This window comes from Aliiroseovarius zhejiangensis, assembly GCF_014656375.1.
Taxonomy (GTDB): Bacteria; Pseudomonadota; Alphaproteobacteria; order Rhodobacterales; family Rhodobacteraceae; genus Aliiroseovarius; species Aliiroseovarius zhejiangensis.
In genome coordinates this window covers 21,429-37,809 of sequence record NZ_BNCH01000006.1, presented here as the reverse complement: position 1 = coordinate 37,809, position 16,381 = coordinate 21,429, and the positions used below count along the sequence as shown (strand labels likewise).

The window sequence follows — 16,381 nt, the reverse complement described above, 5'->3', positions numbered from 1 at the left end:
CCTCCACCGGTTTTGCGACATCGGCGGGAAATTGCTGGACGCGAGGTTGGGCGTGACTTTGCCGATCAGCCGCCGCGCCCACCCCGGCTTCGCTTGTTTACAAGGCCTTGGCGTCTAAGCTAACAACCGGGGGAACACGTCACCAATGGCGGACGATGGAAAGGGCAGATGGATGAGTGAACGGCGGGCGGTGGCCTCTCTCTGGATAGGCGAAAAGCTTCATTACCTGAACCAGTTATGCCTGCTGTCGCATGTCCGCGCAGGGCATCGGACGATCCTATATTGCGCCGACAAGGTCGACAACGTGCCCGACGGGATCGAGGTGCGCCCGGCCTCCGAGATCATGGATCTTGACCGCGCCCTGATCGAAGCGACCAGCGCCTCGTTTCTGTCCAATGTGTTTCGTTACAAGATGATCCGCAAGATCGGGGCGATCTGGATTGATTGCGACGCCTTCTGCCATCGTCCGTTCCCCGAGGATCAGGAGTATATCTTTGGTCGCCACGGCATGTCGGGTGCGCTGAACTGCGGCGTGGTCGGGTTGCCACAGCAATGCGAGCTGATGGACCAGCTTCTGGATTACTATGACAACCTGCCCGACTATCCCGCGTGGTGGAACAAGAACCAACGCAGGAAATACGACCGGCAAGACCCGAACCTGTCGCACGCCGCGCGGATTTATAACGCCGAGCGGACAGCGTTCGGCCCGCAGGCCTTCACCTATTTCGCCAAGCAGACCGGGCAGTATGATCAGGCCAGCGACCGCGACGTTCTGTATCCGGTGCCGTTCCAACTGAACGACATTTTCTATGATCCTTACGGCCGCGTCGAAGGGCATTTCACGGAAAACACCTTGTCGGTGCATCTTTACACAAACGGCACCAAGCCGTGGTGGCAGAAACATGCGCCGCTGCCGGGGTCATATGCTGCCCGGATGTGCGAGCAGGTCGGCGTGGATCCGACCAAGGCTTTGCGCTAGGTGACGCATCAGACTGAAGCCACATAAAAGCCCCCACGGCGAATTGCTTGCGGTGTCGATGATGAAGGATGAAGCGCCGTTCCTTCTGGAATGGTACGCCCATCATCTGGCGGTCGGCTTCACCAAGATCCTTGTCTATACCAACGATTGCTCGGATGGCACCGACGATATGCTGATCCGGTTGGAGGAGTTGGGGCTGGGCTATCACCGCCGCAACGACATCCCCGAAGGGGCGAAGCCGCAACCGTCTGCCATAAACTATGCGCAAGCCGAACCGATCGTGCAGGGCGCCGATTGGGTGCTGTTGTTCGATGCGGACGAGTTTTTGTGCATCAACTATGGCGACGGCACGCTGGACCAGATGCTGGACGCGGCGGGGGATGCGAACGGCATCGTCATCACCTGGCGTATTTTCGGGTCCGGGAACATCGTCGATTGGAGCCGCGCGCCGGTGACCGACCAGTACCTTTATGCCGCGCCGCCCACGTGGAACAAGGGCTGGGGGGTCAAGACCCTGTTCAAGTTCGATCACGACAAATGGAAACTTGGCATCCACCGCCCGTCGATCAAGAACAAGCATCTTGAAACCGATTTTCCCGACAGTGTGAAATGGCTGAATGGCTCTGGCCTGCCGATGGAGGATTATTTCAAGTTTCGCGGCTGGCGGTCGATCCGGCGCACGGTGGGGTATCAGTGGGCGCAGATGAACCACTATGCGGTGAAGTCGGTCGACAGCTATGCGGTGCGCAAGTTCCGCGGCAACGTGAACAACAAGAAAGACAAGTATAACGCCGATTACTGGGCGCTTCAGGACCGTAACGAGGTGCGGGACGAAAACATCCTGCGCTATCGCGAAAAACGGCAGGCGATCATGGATGAGCTGCTGACCGATCCGGTATTGAACAAGCTGCATTTCGACGCGCTGGACCGGATCGAAGCGCGGTTGGAAGAGTATCGCAAGACCGACGCCTATCAAGAGCTGAAGCAATCACTGATCGAGGCGTCGCAAGTGCCAATCACGCAAGTGTCGGCCAAACCACCAAAGGCGCGCGACCCTGCCGAGATTGCCGCCTTGATGTCGAAGGTGGAAAAGCAGAACGCCGCGCGCCCCATCGAGGAACGGCGCACCAAGCCGTCTGCCGAGTTCATCGACACGCACGAAGGGGGCGACGGGTTCGTTGTGGGCGATATCGACGTGTCCGCCGAAGCGGCGGTGGACTGGGTCACCAATCACGGGATCGACATGCCGGCAGATGTGCGCATCTTTTCCCCCAGTCAGTTGGATATGGTGCTGCGCGGCAAATACCAGCGCAAGCTGGCGCGGCTGTCGGGCCGGATGGTCGAAAACGGGGACACGGTACTGGACCTTGGGGCAGGGGTCGGGTTCCTGTCGATCTATACCTGCACCATTTTCGACCGCGCGACGGTGATTGCGCAGGAGGACAACGCCTCGCGCCTTGTGATCGCGCGCAACATTTTGGATCACAACGGGTTTGCGTTCGGCACACGGCTGTCGTTCGACGTCACGCAGGTGATCTGGCCTGATGATCCCAATAAAACGGCGGACGCGATCAACGATTTGATTTCACGGTATAAACCCGACGTTCTGCGGATCAGCTATGCCGAAATCGGGGCAGGGGTGCTGGGCAATCTGAACCTTGCCGGTGTCAAACAGGTGGTGCTGATCGGCGGCGCGGCGCGCGGGTTTCACCTGGCGTCACAGAAGGTCAAAACCGCCGGCCTGCACCCCAATGAGGATGTATCCGTGCCGGAAATCGTGGTTCTGGAACAGAAAGCCTAGTCGAAATACCCGATCGCGCGGGCAAGGCTTTCACCGGACTCCGTTTTCAGAATCTCAGCCAGCCGCGCCTCGCGCAAGACGTAGGATTCTTCGTGCAGTTCGCGCAGTTCGGGATCAGACATCAGAAATTCATACATCTCCTGCGCGTCAGATGACAGCGTGGCCCCCGACGTGTCCGTGTCGCCAGGCCGGTTGGCGTGGTTCCAATACTGTTCCGATGCCCCAAGACGTGCGGAAGAGACTGCGGCGCCGCGATCCACCTTCAACAGAAACTCGGCCACGCTTTTGATCGAGTAGTGGTTCAACTGCGCGTATTTGCGGCTGCCAATCGCGTCGATTGCCTTGTTGTGCTCATCGGTAAATTCGGGCGGCATCGCATCCCCCGATCCGTTGATCCATTTGAACCCATGTTTCGAGAAGTCCTTGGTCACCGGTCGATGCGGACGGCGGGGGCCTTCCACCTTGTTGCGGAACAGGGTTTTGACGGCGGTGATCACGGGCGTGCCTGCGTCTTCGGCCGCCTGAAACTGCGATGCGGTCTGGGTGAAGCGTTCCACGACGTTTTCCCGCCCCGCCGCCTTGTGCCCGTTGCTGTTGAATGGAACCGAGGTGAAAGACACCGCATCCGCCGGGCCGGTCGCCTGAAAGAACTGGTCGAGCGTGTTCACGTCCCTTTTGAGGTTCAGCATCTCGTCCGCATCCGTGACATACAGCCAGTCTGCCGCCTTGCAGCGTCCGAAATGACCCGCATAACGCAATGCCATGATGTGCCATTTGCCGCGGTCGGGAAACATCACCTTCGGATTCGGCTGATGCTTGACGCGGTGGGGCATCATGACCTCAAGACGGTCCAATATCTTGTCGGTGTTGTCTGTGCAGCCATTGGTGAAAATCAGCAGGTCATCGACACCCAGCGTGAAATGATGCGCCAGCCATTCCAGGATATACGGCCCTTCATTGCGCATGACGCTGAGCAGAAGTACTTTTTCCTTGCCGATGGTCATCGCGCGGCCCCTGTATCCCGGATTGTGCTGCGGCGGAATGTTTCATGATCGCATTGGAAGATCAATGGGATGTCAGCCCCGGCTTGGTGGTTGTTGCAGCGGCGCCCGCATTGTATCCTTGCGCCGGAACGGCCGGATGAAAAATCACAAGAGCCACCCATTCAGGACGAGGGCGCGCAGTACATGGTGACACGGGACGAGTTCATCGAAGCCTCGGTGCGCCATCAGCTGGGCGATTTCGGTGATGTGCAGCTTGCCATGAACGATGCCACGATTGCGCATGCCCGTGCGGTGTCGTCGGGTATGCTGCTGCAATGGGATCACAACATCGCTGCGCCGGATCCGTTCAACGGATGGCATATCAACGGCGGTGAACTGCGCAAGTCCGGCACCAAGGTCAATCGCGTCAAAGTCGCGGGGGCCTTGTCCTCGATCCTCGCGCACCAGCCGGATTTTTCGTTCATGATCGACATGGCGGATCACCGGGCGCGGTCTTTGGTGACCGCAGACGGACAAGCCGCCCCGGTGTTCTGCTTCAACCGCAAGAAAGTGAATGGTCAAGGCCGTATCCTGTGGCCTTTGGCGGGGTATCAGGATCATGGATCCGACGAATTTCTGGGCGGCGCCAACCTGCGCGATATTCCGTGGTCCGAAAAGAGATCCGTCGTGGCCTGGCGCGGCTCTGCCGGGGGGTGGGCGCGTCTGGGCAAGCATGGGCACGGGCGGATGATCCGGATGCACGCCCTGTTGAAAAAGCACCATCGGGGCGAGATTTCCGAGACCGACACAGCACGCGCGTTGCTGACCGTGGATCGGCACAAATTGCTGGCGGCCTGTCAGGACGACCCTCGGTTCGATCTTGGCTACACACATTTCGGACCCTTTGATCTGGATCACATGCCGCTGATCGGCAGCTTCCGGCGGGACCGCATTGCGCGCCCGGAGTTTGGCCAGTTCAAATACCTCGCAGTTCTGCCGGGGGCCGATGTGGGGTCGAATTTCTATTGGGTGATGAACAGCAACTCGCTGGGCCTGGTGATGACGCCCGAATTTGACAGCTTCGCCTCGGCCCATTTCAAACCGTGGGAGCATTACGTGCCCTTCCGCCGCGATCTGCGTGATCTGGAACAGAACCTGGCCTGGTGCGAGGATCATCCCGCGGAATGTCAGAACATGGTGCAGCGCGCCAACGCAGTTTGTGCCCTTCTGGCGGATCCCGAGCTGCGCGATCATATCATGGGCCGGGTCGTCCGACAGGTGGGGGCGCAACTTGCGATCTAGATGCATCCTCATGTACGCGCGTCATCCGTTGTGCATCCCGGCCGTTGCAGCCTATGGTCCGCCAAATGAACACGTCGATGACAGGAGCGAAGCGTGATTGAATCCTACGACGACTTGATGGCCAGCACGGCATGGCAGGACAAGTTGAATGATCTGAACCACACCTTGCGCGATTGCCTGCTGGCGGCGGGTGAGCAGCCGGTTTTGCAGGGCAATGTGTTCTATCACAGCTTTCAGGAAAACTTCTGGACCGCCTCACCCGACCCCGAAATGGAGGTGAAACGCCGCAACCTGTTCATCGTGGCGCAGAACAGCTCGCACATTTTCGAGATCGGGGTGAATGGCGGGCACAGCCTGCTTCTGATGCTGATGGCGAACCCTGATCTAAAGGTCGTGGGGGTCGATCTGTGTGAACGGGTGCAGAAACAATGGGCACCGGTCGAAGTCTATGTGGATGTGGCGGGCAAGTGGCTTGAGATCAACTTCCCCGGCCGCGTCAGGTTCATCAAGGGCCATTCGCTGATCGAAACCCCGCGCTATGCGATCGAGAATCCCAAGCGCCATATTGACGCGGTGCATTTGGACGGGGCGAAGGTCACGCATTTTCGCGAGCTGTGCGGCATTCGCCCGGTGCTGACGCCGGATGCGTTTGTGATCCATGACGACACGGGTATCACCTCGGTGAAAAAGGCGATCCGGCACGAGACGCAGTTGCGGATGATCCGCCCGGTCGAGCCGGAGCTGGGTCTGGTCGAAAACGAGTTTCACCAGATCTATCGCAACTGGGACAAGAAACGCGGGATCAGCGATCCGGCGAACTGACGCATTGACGCAAGAAACAGGGACACCCGGTATGAGTGACGCCAAACTGACGATTTTCTTCGTGGTCGAGCCGCCGAAATATCAGGATATGGCGTGTTTCCTCGCGGCCTCGATCCGGTGTCAGTTTGATGAACCGATTGACCTGGTGGGGTATTGCCCGGCCGATACCATCGGCGACATGGACCCGAGGGCTGTGGGTATCCTGAACAAACTGGGCGTCGACGTTCGCCCCATCGACACCGCCGGGCGGTTCGATCCACCCTATCCGCATGGCAACAAGATGCTGTCAGCGTTGGAGCCGCGCGACACGCCGTATTCCGCCTTCATGGATTCCGACATGTTGTTCATCGGCAAGAACACGGTCGATGCGATGGTGCGGCCCGGCCATGTTTCCGTCGCGGCGGCGACGTCAATGTATTGGTCGGGGCAGACGATCTGGAAAGATATCTATGCCGCCTGCGACATGCCGATGCCCGAAGATCGGATCTGGCTGTCGCGGCAGCGCCGGCGCAAGCTGATGCCCTATTTCAATGCCGGTCTGATCGTGTTTCCGGAAGGACCGCTGACAGACGACGGCGAAAGTTTCGCGCAGGTCTGGATGCGGCTGGCGCAGCGGATCGATCAAATCGATATCGTGAAGAAACGCCCCTATCTGGATCAGATGAGCCTGCCGTTGGCCATCCGCGCCGCCGGGTTGAACTGGAACATTCTGCCGGAAGAGCAGCACTATATCCTGGGGGGCTCGCTGAGGGGCGAGCCGCTGCCTGCCGATATGGACATCAAGATGATCCACTACCGCAACTTCGATATCCTGCGCGAGGTGAAATGCCGCGGGATGGCCAAGGACATGCTTGAGCAGGCGACCGGCGTGCGCCGCCTGTCCAGCTTCCCGGTGGATGAGCCAGATGACGGAGGCTGAGACGACACGCTGGCCTGACCCGGTCGTCATCCATGTCGACGCGACACTCAGGCTGGAATATGTCGGTCCGGACCTGACCGACCCGGCCAGCCGTCCGGCCCATGTTGTAGTGGCCTTTGCCCCGGTGGATTTCCCCTTCGACGCGGGTGGCGACGGTTGGGGGTCGCGATCGTTTCGCAAGCGCGGGATCGCGCATGTCTGCGTCTTTCACAGCGCGCCTGACTGGTATCAGGACGACGCATTTTTTGCGGCGATGGCGCGGTGCCGGGCAGTGCTGGGCGACGATATGGACCTGACCACCTATGGGTTCAGCATGGATGGCTATGGCGCGATCCTTGCCGCAGACGCCCTGAACGCGCGACGGGCGGTTGCTGTGTCACCGCAGTTTTCCATCGACCCGGTCGTTGTGCCGTTCGAGCGGCGATACAAGACGGAATGGGCCGCGATGGGGCCGTGGCGACACGATCTGCGTGAACACCGCCGCGATGCGGGGCGCGAGGTGATCGTGCTGTTGGATCCGCTGCATCGGCTGGACCGCAAACAGGAAGCCCTGTTTCCAAAACCTGCGGTCCATACCCGGTGCCTGATCCATGGGGCGGGGCATGCGGGCATACAGACGCTGGGCGAGATGGGGATTATCGAGGTCCTGTTTGATCTGCTGCGTGGCGATGCTTCGGCGCGTGATCTGCGATGGGCCTATCGGCAGAACCGGCGGCAAGGGTTTCGCTATCTGCGCAAGGTGGGGACGCGCCTGCACAAGCGCGCACATCCCATGGCGCCGCAGTTTATGGATTGGGCCAGGGCTCGCCGCTTTCGGCGGCTGACCAAGAAATGGCGACCCTATTATGACTAGGTGCGCCGCCGATGTTACAAACCGCTCTTGCGATGCGCCACGCTCCCCGACACAATCACAGCCGAAATGGGGATGAGCTTGTATGACTGACTCAGACAAACCAGCGCGCGGGGTTTTGTTGAAAGCCCGCAACGGTAACGTGATCGGCTTCGACAAAACCGGTTTGCGGATGCGCCTGTCGGACGAGGTGATCGCCGATATTGGCGGCCGGTTGAACATGACCCACGCGCCCACGCCGGTGGACCCGTCCGTTCTGGGGGACGTTCAGGCATGGGATGTGCGCCGGTCTGGTGACTGGTATCTGTTCACCGCCCGCTTGCCGGGCGAACAGGGGATTTGCAACTTCCGCAGACGGGTCGAGCCATTGGGCGACACGGCCGCTGACATTCTGGCCAACCCGTCCGGCGGCCTGTTCGCGATCCTGTCCGTTGGCGGCACGCGGCGGGCCACGACCTCGGACGAGGTTCTGCGCTATCCCTATCACGTGCTGACGACGGGTGATGATCTGGGTCCGGCCGGGGCATCGGGGACCGAAACCGTGACCGCCACGCCCGACCTGCAGCGGCTGAGCGAACAAAGCCGCGACAGCCTGATTGCGGATGAAATCATTGCGCGCCGGCATGCCGAGTTTCGCGCCTTGCCGGTGATCTATGCCCGCAGCGAGACGGACAATTCCGCTTCGATCACCGCGTTTGCGACCGGACCTGCGCTCGCGAATTTCGCCCGGACGGTCTCAAACCTGTGTGCCGCTGCCGCCAGCCTTGGTGTGCCGCCGAAGGTGCTGGCCGTTGGGCTGGACTTCACGTTGGAGGCGCTGGATCAAGACGGCACGGCCTGGCGCAATGGGATTTATGACATCATGGCGCGGGTCACTGACATTTTTGCCGACAACGGGCTGCGCAAGCCGCTGTTCGTTTCGACCTTCGATGCGGGGACGCACAGCCTTTCAGACAACCCGATCCTGCGCGCGCAGTGGGAACTGGCCTGGAACAAGGCTGGACATGATCACGTTTTTTCGGCCCCCGGATATATGTTTGCCCAGGATGAGTTTGGTCGTCCGACCCCCGAAGCCCGCCAACAGATTGCCGAGATGGATGCTTTCGCGATCGAGGCGGCAAATACCGATCAGGACTGGTCGTGCCCCGTCCTTCTGTTGGCCGAACGCGAAGTCGATCCGAAACTGATCCGCTGCCGGGGGCAGGCGCTTGGCGCGTTTGTGCTGGACCCGGATGATTTGCTGAATGCTGGGCCTTCATGTGGCTTCCGGCTTGAGGGCTGCGAAAACGGGGCGAAGATCACCGCAGTTTCGGTTGATGCAGACGACCCGAACGACTTGCTGATCCGCTTCGACAAGGCCCCCAAGGGCGACAACCTGACCCTGTGCTATGCGCTGGGGCATCCGGCATCTTCCGATCAAATGCCCGCAAATCGCGGCGCCCTGCGCGATGACTGGCACGCGACCAGCCGCACCGGACGCATCCTGCATCGCTGGGCCTTGCCCGCAGCCCTGCCGGTGCATTGATGGGGCAGGGCGACGCATATTTCGTGGATGTCGAGGTGCCCGAGGCGGTGCTGCTCGACACCACCCCGGCGCCACCCCGGTCGCGATCCCCGGTTCAATGCGGCGCCGTATGGTATCGGGGTGGGCACACCACATCCGTGATCACCGAATGGACACCCGAGGAGGGCTTGGGCGTCGTTGCCTATCCTGTCAAGCCAAACGCAACAGGCGCCAAACGCCATCCCGAGGGGAGCATCGCGTTCACGGCGGCAACGAATACCGGGCTGGTGGCCGAAGGGGCGTTGTCGGAAACCCGGCAGTTCACCTGTGCGGTGCGCTTTGACAGCCCGAAGGGCGAGGCACGCACGCTGGTGACCATTAATCCGTCCGACGCCGACAACTATCTGTTCCTGAACGAGAAGGAAGGCGAGTTGACGTGGCAAGATCAAAAGGGATCGGTCGCAGTTGCCATTCCATCGCCGCCCACGCCCGCATGGGTGGTCGTCGGCTATGAGGCGGGTCGCCTGAGCATCGCGGCAGCCAGCGAAGACCGCCCGCTTGGCGCCCCTGTTGCCAGCACCGGGAACAACCCGCGGCTGGACACTGACCTTTCCGGGTCAAGCGATCTGTTCATCGGGTGTCGGTCGCACCGCAAGGGCATCCTGAAAACGCTGGGCACATCGCGGATCATGGATGTGCTGTTGTGGTCCGACAGCTTTGTTCTGACTCCGGGCGCGGCTGCTGAATTGAACGCCGTTTGCCGCCATGCCGAAACCGAAGGAGCGCCGGAATGAGTTTCAACCGCGCCAGTATCCGGGACGACAATATCTGTGTCATCTGGATCGATGACATGATCGACATCTTCACATGGCGCACGGCGTTCGGGTTGACGATCTCGACCCCCAATATCGATCGGTTCATGGGCGAAGGCGTGCGGTTCGCCAATGCTTATGCCACCATCCCGCTGTGCGCGCCCTGCCGGGCAGAGTTGGCCACCGGCCTGTCGCCCTTCCGCACCGGGTTGGTGGACCTGAACCGCTTCTGGCGCGACGTACTGCCGCCCACCGCTGGCTGGCAGTTCGACCTGCGCCGCGCGGGCTTTCGCACCTTCACGACCGGCAAGGTGGACAGCAACTACAAACCGATGCCCGAGGACTACAAGCGCATCCTGTTCCACGAAGAGCCAGAGGCGCGCGATGCGGGGCGGCGGTCGAAGGTCAAGGATTATCTGGACAAGGGGCCGGGCATTTCGGGCGTGAATCACCCCGACGATGACGGATCGCAGGACAGCAAATTCTATGACTACACCGTCGCGCAAAACGCGATCGAGTATCTCGACCGCGCCGACCCCGCGCGCCGCCACCTGATCCAGCTTGGCTTCAAGCACCCGCATTACAAACTGCAATGCCCGGATCGGTTTTATCAGACCTATGACCCGGCGGATATTGTCTGGCCCTCGACCGCTGCGCCCGAGGATTACTTCGGCCCGCAGGAGGGGATGGCGGTCTATGAAGCCGCCTATATCACCAACGGGCCGTGGACGCCCGAGAAGGCCGGCGATCATGCATGGCGCGAGGTGGTGCGCGCCTATTTCGCGGCGATCTCGCACGTGGATCATGAAATTGGCCGTTTCATGGATGCGTTGCGGGTGTCTGATCTGGCCGACAGTACGACCGTAATTCTGCTATCGGATAACGGCTTCAACCTTGGCACCCATGACAGCTTCCATAAGATGAGCCAGTGGGACAGCGCCGCCCATGTGCCTTTGGGAATCTGGAGCGCGCGGCTGGACCCGCAGGTCGTGGACATGCCCGTTTCGCTGCACAACGTGCCGAAAACCATCCTTGATCTGGCAGGCCTGCCCTATCGCCCGGATTGGGTGTCGGGACAAAGCCTGTTGCCGTTGATCGACACGAGTTTCGGAGACTACGACCGGACCAAATCCCCCGTCACCAGCGTATTCGGCACCCTCTCAATCCGCCCGGCGACCGCAGACCTGAGCCGTTATCGTTACTTCCGCTATCCCAACGGGGAAGAGCATGTCTATGACCTGATCGACGACCCCGGCGAAACCACGAATATAGCCGAGACAGGCCCGCTGCAGGAGCTGCGTCAGGCGCTTGTCGACAACGCGCTGGAACTGGGCCTTGACCTGCGGGGTTTTGAGAACCCCGAACGTGGTGTCAACGCGATGATGTCACTGGATGGCAGTGTGGTCATGGCGGGCGGCAATGCCGACAACAGCTACTGGGCCTATGGCGCACATGCTGAAAACATCCGCGAAGATCTGGACGGCGGCGAGGATACTTTGTGGTATATGGGCGGGCCGGATGACTACGTGCTGCACGCGCCCGCCTATGTCGAGAACATCCGCATTGCGACGGTGGTGTCTCGTAACGAGGACAACCCATCCGAGTCCAAGCGTCTGGACATCGTCGCCCACCCCGACACGCCGATCAATTTCGAAACCTCTGAACGGGTGACGGTGAACGTGCGCGGCAGCCGGGGCGATGATGTGATGATCGGGCCAAAATACGGCGGTGCAGAGTTTCACGGCGGCGGTGGAGATGACACTCTGATCGCCGTATCGGGACGGCGCAAGGATGTGCATAAGTTCTATGGCGGCGCTGGCAATGACACGCTGATCGGCGGCAACGGGCGGGATATTCTGGACGGCGGGTCCGGCCATGACGTGATCAAGGGCGGCGACGGGCACAGCACCATCTATGGCGGTCCGGGCAATGACGACATCTCGGACGGCGAAGGCGGGTCGGAAATCCATACCGGGCCGGGGCGCAACACGGTGCGTTCGGCGGGTGGGGATGATCGCATCTTCATCGGCACGGGTCGCAACCGGGTTGAGCCGGGACCGGGCAAGGCGGTGTTTCACGTCGCCTATGGCGGTGTGACCGAATTTGCGACATGGCAGGACAGCTATTCGCTTGACCTGAGCGACTGGCCAACAGCGCCAGAGATGCGCATGAACGAAGATGGCTCGGCTTTGATCCAGCTGGGGGTTTCGTTCATCAGAATTCAGAACGGCGCTGACCAACACCGGTTGGAAAGCCAGATCACACAAGGGGATGCTTCCGCGCGCCAACCATAAGCACCCAGGTCATTTTCAAATTTTTCCTGATAATCCTTCATAGACTATGGGAAAGATTTATTCTTCACCGCGCGGCATTATGGGTGCGAAATGAACCACTCAGCAGGATGTCCCGGTATGACAAAATCGAGCTACTACGCCCCGCATGGCGGATTGCCCCCGCAAACCCAGCTTTTGACCGACCGGGCCATGTTCACCGAAGCCTATGCCGTCATCCCCAAGGGCACATACAGCGATATCGTCGCCAGCCTTCTGCCGTTCTGGGACGATGCGCGGTTCTGGGTGTTGTCGCGGCCGTTGTCGGGGTTTGCCGAGACCTTCTCGCAATATATCGCCGAGGTTCAGCCGGGCGGTGGCAGTGACCGGCCCGAAACCGAAGCGGGGGTCGAGGCGGTCTTGTTTGTCGTCGAGGGTGCGATGACCCTGACCATTGACGGCACGGCGCACGAGATGGACGAGGGCGGATATGCATTCCTGCCCCCGCAAGCCAAGTGGAGCCTGCGCAACACCGGGTCCGCGCCTGTGCGGTTCCACTGGATTCGCAAGCAGTATCAAGCCGTTGAAGGACTGGACGCCCCCGACGCCTTTGTCACCAACGAAAACGACGTGACCCCGACGCCGATGCCCGACACCGATGGAGCCTGGGCGACCAGCCGGTTCGTTGATCCGAACGACCTGCGCCACGACATGCATGTGACCATCGTGACCTTCCAGCCCGGCGGCGTCATTCCGTTTGCAGAAACCCATGTGATGGAACACGGGCTTTATGTGCTTGAAGGCAAAGCGGTTTACCGTCTGAACCAGGATTGGGTCGAGGTCGAGGCCGGGGATTACATGTGGCTGCGCGCGTTCTGCCCGCAGGCGTGCTATGCAGGCGGGCCGGGGCCGTTCCGCTATCTGCTTTACAAGGATGTGAACCGGCACATGACGCTGGGCAACGCGGGGGTCTAGGGGCAAGCACCTAGGACGACCCAAGGCCGCGCGACACCTGCGCGGCCGCATCCGCCACAAGCGCGCCGATCCGGTCGATCGCGCTTTCGGGCATACGGTGGGTCGGGCCCGAAATCGAAATGCCCGCCACCGCTTCGCCATGAATGTCCCGGATCGGGGCGGCGATGCAGCGCATCCCGTCCGCTTTTTCCTCGTCGTCAAAAGACCAGCCCCGGTTCCGGATGCGGGCCAGCTCGTCGCGCAGCACGTCAGGCCGGGTGATGGTTTTGTCGGTAAAGCCGTTCAGCCGGGCTGACTGGAAATACCTCTCGATCCGCTGATCCGAATAGCAGGAAAGCAGGGCTTTCCCGATACCCGAGGCATGCATGGGCGACAACGTGCCGGGCGGAAAGAACGCGCGGATGTTCTCGTGGGTTTCCACCTGACTGATGAACATCACCTCGCCATTGCGTTCAATACCAAGGTTCGAGGTCTCGCCGGTTGCCTCCATCAACTCGCGCATGACAGGGCGGCTACGCTCCACGATGCTGCTGCGCCGCAGGAAGGCCGACCCCATGCGGAATGCGGCCGAACCGATGTGCCAGGCCTGTGTTCTTGGGTCGATCTCGACCACGTCTCGGGCATGCAGCGTTGCCAGCACCCGGTGCATGGTGGCGGGCGACTGGTCCAGATGCGTCGACAGATCCGACAAGGTCATCCCGCTTGCGCCCGCCAGCGCATCAAGCACGTCCAGCGCCCGATCGAGCGCCAGAATCGTCGTCTGCTTTTCGCTGGCATTGAAACTTTTCGGGCGTCCCATCCGCCGTTGCGTGGGTTGCATTTTCGTCTCCTTTGGCTGTAACAAGCAAGACCTTTCGGAAATTCTTGATAATGCACGGGTCAGAGTGAAAAAAGGCAAAGCCTTGATTTACATTGATATTAGCCCGTGTAATCGAGTTTTGAAATACTTTTTCAAAAAAATATCGCCCGAGGCCACAAGCCGCTACTCTGAAAGCTGATCGCCATTAGGAGGGCAGATAGATGAGCTTCCAGAACCCCGTTTTCATTCCTGGTCCGACCAACATGCCTGAAAGCCTGCGCAAGGCTGTCGACATGCCGACACTGGACCACCGTTCGCCGCTGTTCGGGCAAATCCTGCACCCGGCTCTGGACGGTGTGAAGAAGGTTTTGAAAAGCGAAACCGCCAAGATCTTCATCTTCCCGTCAACCGGCACTGGTGGCTGGGAAACCGCGCTGACCAACACGCTGTCGTCCGGCGACAAGATTCTGGCCGCCCGCAACGGCATGTTCAGCCACCGCTGGATTGATATGTGTCAGCGTCACGGGCTGGACGTGCAAGTTGTCGAAACCCCTTGGGGCGCAGGTCTGCCTGCCGACAAATACGAAGAGATCCTGAAGGCCGACACGAACCACGAGATCAAGGTCGTTCTGGCCACGCATAACGAAACCGCCACCGGCGTTCGGTCGGATATCGGGGCTGTGCGCAAGGCTCTGGATTCCGCAGGCCACCCGGCGATGCTGTTTGTGGACGGCGTCAGCTCGATCGCGTCGATGGATTTCCGCATGGACGAATGGGGTGTGGATGTTGCCGTGACCGGGTCGCAGAAGGGCTTCATGCTGCCGGCCGGTCTGGCGATTGTCGGCTTTTCGCCCAAGGCGATGGACGCGCTGGAAACCGCCACCTTGCCGCGCACCTTCTTTGACGTGCGTGACATGGGCAAAGGCTATGCCAACAACGCCTATCCCTATACGCCCGCCGTGGGGCTGCTGAACGGGTTGAACGAAGCGTGCAGGATGTTGCTGGACGAGGGGCTTGAGAATGTCTTTGCCCGCCACCACCGGATTGCCGAAGGCGTGCGTCAGGCGGTCAGTGCCTGGGGGCTGGAGCTGTGCGCGGTGTCGCCCGATGTGCAGTCGGACACGGTCAGCGCCATCCGCACGCCCGAGGGCTTCAACGCCACCGATATCGTGACCCATGCCGCCAACAAATACGGCGTCGCGTTTGGTGTTGGTCTGGGCGAGGTCGCGGGTAAGGTGTTCCGCATCGGCCATTTGGGCAGCCTGACCGACGTAATGACCCTGTCGGGACTTGCCACCGCCGAAATGGTGATGGTCGATCTGGGGCTGGATATCAAACTGGGCTCGGGTGTTGCTGCGGCGCAGGAATACTATCGCAACAACGCCGTTTGATCGGAAAGGATACCACGACGATGTATATCCCTACGCTTGACGACATGCTGGCCGCGCACGAGCGCATCAAGCCGCATATCCGCCGCACCCCGATCCGCACGTCGGATTACCTGAACGAATTGACCGGTGCCGAGCTGTTCTTCAAATGCGAGAACTTTCAGGAGCCGGGCGCGTTCAAGGTGCGCGGTGCCTCGAACGCGGTGTTTGGGCTGGACGAGGAACAGGCAAAGAAGGGCGTGGCGACCCATTCCAGCGGAAACCATGCGTCCTGTCTGAGCTATGCCGCCATGCTGCGTGGGATCCCGTGCAACGTGGTCATGCCACGCACTGCACCGCAGGCCAAGAAAGACACGGTGCGCCGCTATGGTGGCAAGATCACCGAATGCGAACCGTCGACATCCTCGCGCGAAGAGACCTTCGCCAAGGTGCAGGCCGAAACTGGCGGCGATTTCGTTCACCCTTACAACGACCCGCGGGTGATCGCGGGGCAGGGGACGTGCTCGAAAGAGATGATCGAGCAGGTGGACGGACTGGATTTTGCGGTTGCGCCCATCGGGGGCGGCGGCATGATTTCGGGCACCTGCCTGACCCTGTCCAACCTGGCGCCGGAAACCAAGATCATCGCGGCAGAGCCGGAACAGGCGGATGACGCCTATCGCAGCTTCAAGGCCGGCCACATCATTGCCGATGACGCACCCAAGACCATCGCCGATGGTCTGCTGGTGCCCTTGAAGGATCTGACCTGGCATTTCGTATCGAACCACGTGTCCGACATCTATACCGCGTCCGACCCCGAGATCATCGAGGCAATGAAAATCATCTGGAAACATCTGCGTATCGTGATGGAACCCTCCAGCGCCGTGCCTCTGGCGACGATCCTGAAAAACCCCGACACGTTCAAAGGCAAGCGTGTTGGCATCATCATCACTGGCGGCAATGTCGATCTGGACAAACTGCCGTGGCTGAACACCTGA

General features: G+C 60.5%; 14 protein-coding genes. 12 read left to right on the top strand and 2 right to left on the bottom strand.

Annotated elements, in window-relative coordinates; genetic code table 11:
* The first annotated feature begins 172 nt into the window (after positions 1-172).
* On the top strand, positions 173-979 hold the full coding sequence (locus IE188_RS13030; RefSeq protein ID WP_191286951.1) for a glycosyltransferase family 32 protein: 807 nt from the start codon (positions 173-175) through the stop codon (positions 977-979).
* A gap of 61 nt (positions 980-1,040) precedes the next feature.
* Positions 1,041-2,780, top strand: coding sequence for a glycosyltransferase family 2 protein (locus IE188_RS13025; RefSeq protein ID WP_229836812.1), 1,740 nt, complete (start codon positions 1,041-1,043; stop codon positions 2,778-2,780).
* Here the strand turns inward: IE188_RS13025 and IE188_RS13020 are convergent.
* Positions 2,777-3,784, bottom strand: a complete 1,008-nt coding sequence (locus IE188_RS13020) for a glycosyltransferase family 2 protein (RefSeq protein ID WP_191286949.1) — start codon at positions 3,782-3,784, stop codon at positions 2,777-2,779. The genes IE188_RS13025 and IE188_RS13020 overlap by 4 nt on opposite strands.
* Positions 3,785-3,853: 69 nt before the next feature.
* Between IE188_RS13020 and IE188_RS13015 the strand changes: the two genes are divergently transcribed.
* The 8 genes from IE188_RS13015 (at position 3,854) to IE188_RS12980 (ending at position 13,217) form a co-directional block, all read left to right on the top strand.
* Positions 3,854-5,065 carry a glycosyl transferase family 90 gene (locus tag IE188_RS13015; protein ID WP_191286948.1) on the top strand — a complete coding sequence of 404 codons (1,212 nt, stop codon included), beginning with the start codon at positions 3,854-3,856 and terminating at the stop codon, positions 5,063-5,065.
* A gap of 93 nt (positions 5,066-5,158) precedes the next feature.
* The gene (locus IE188_RS13010; RefSeq protein WP_191286947.1) at positions 5,159-5,887 is read left to right on the top strand and encodes a class I SAM-dependent methyltransferase; all 729 of its coding nucleotides are present in this window, start codon (positions 5,159-5,161) and stop codon (positions 5,885-5,887) included.
* Positions 5,888-5,918: 31 nt separating this feature from the next.
* Positions 5,919-6,806, top strand: coding sequence for a hypothetical protein (locus IE188_RS13005; RefSeq protein WP_191286946.1), 888 nt, complete (start codon positions 5,919-5,921; stop codon positions 6,804-6,806).
* The gene (locus tag IE188_RS13000) at positions 6,793-7,659 is read left to right on the top strand and encodes a hypothetical protein (RefSeq protein ID WP_191286945.1); all 867 of its coding nucleotides are present in this window, start codon (positions 6,793-6,795) and stop codon (positions 7,657-7,659) included. Before IE188_RS13005 ends, IE188_RS13000 begins: the two co-directional genes overlap by 14 nt.
* Positions 7,660-7,741: 82 nt before the next feature.
* Positions 7,742-9,181, top strand: coding sequence for a hypothetical protein (locus tag IE188_RS12995; RefSeq protein WP_191286944.1), 1,440 nt, complete (start codon positions 7,742-7,744; stop codon positions 9,179-9,181).
* Positions 9,181-9,954 (top strand): hypothetical protein, encoded by a 774-nt coding sequence (locus tag IE188_RS12990; protein ID WP_191286943.1) that lies wholly within the window; start codon positions 9,181-9,183, stop codon positions 9,952-9,954. The genes IE188_RS12995 and IE188_RS12990 overlap by 1 nt, the downstream gene beginning before the upstream one ends.
* Positions 9,951-12,266, top strand: coding sequence for a sulfatase-like hydrolase/transferase (locus tag IE188_RS12985; protein ID WP_191286942.1), 2,316 nt, complete (start codon positions 9,951-9,953; stop codon positions 12,264-12,266). The genes IE188_RS12990 and IE188_RS12985 overlap by 4 nt, the downstream gene beginning before the upstream one ends.
* A gap of 117 nt (positions 12,267-12,383) precedes the next feature.
* Positions 12,384-13,217 carry a bifunctional allantoicase/(S)-ureidoglycine aminohydrolase gene (locus tag IE188_RS12980; RefSeq protein WP_191286941.1) on the top strand — a complete coding sequence of 278 codons (834 nt, stop codon included), beginning with the start codon at positions 12,384-12,386 and terminating at the stop codon, positions 13,215-13,217.
* A gap of 10 nt (positions 13,218-13,227) precedes the next feature.
* Here the strand turns inward: IE188_RS12980 and bhcR are convergent, their stop codons facing one another.
* A complete protein-coding gene (gene bhcR / locus IE188_RS12975; RefSeq protein WP_191286940.1) occupies positions 13,228-14,037 on the bottom strand; it encodes an HTH-type transcriptional regulator BhcR in 810 nt (269 codons plus the stop codon).
* Between the two features lie 200 nt (positions 14,038-14,237).
* Between bhcR and bhcA the strand changes: the two genes are divergently transcribed.
* Both bhcA and bhcB read left to right on the top strand, forming a co-directional pair.
* A complete protein-coding gene (gene bhcA / locus IE188_RS12970; RefSeq protein WP_191286939.1) occupies positions 14,238-15,407 on the top strand; it encodes an L-aspartate--glyoxylate aminotransferase BhcA in 1,170 nt (389 codons plus the stop codon).
* A 20-nt stretch (positions 15,408-15,427) separates the two neighbouring features.
* Entirely contained in the window at positions 15,428-16,381 is a 954-nt protein-coding gene (bhcB, locus tag IE188_RS12965) for a beta-hydroxyaspartate dehydratase BhcB (protein WP_191286938.1), read from the top strand.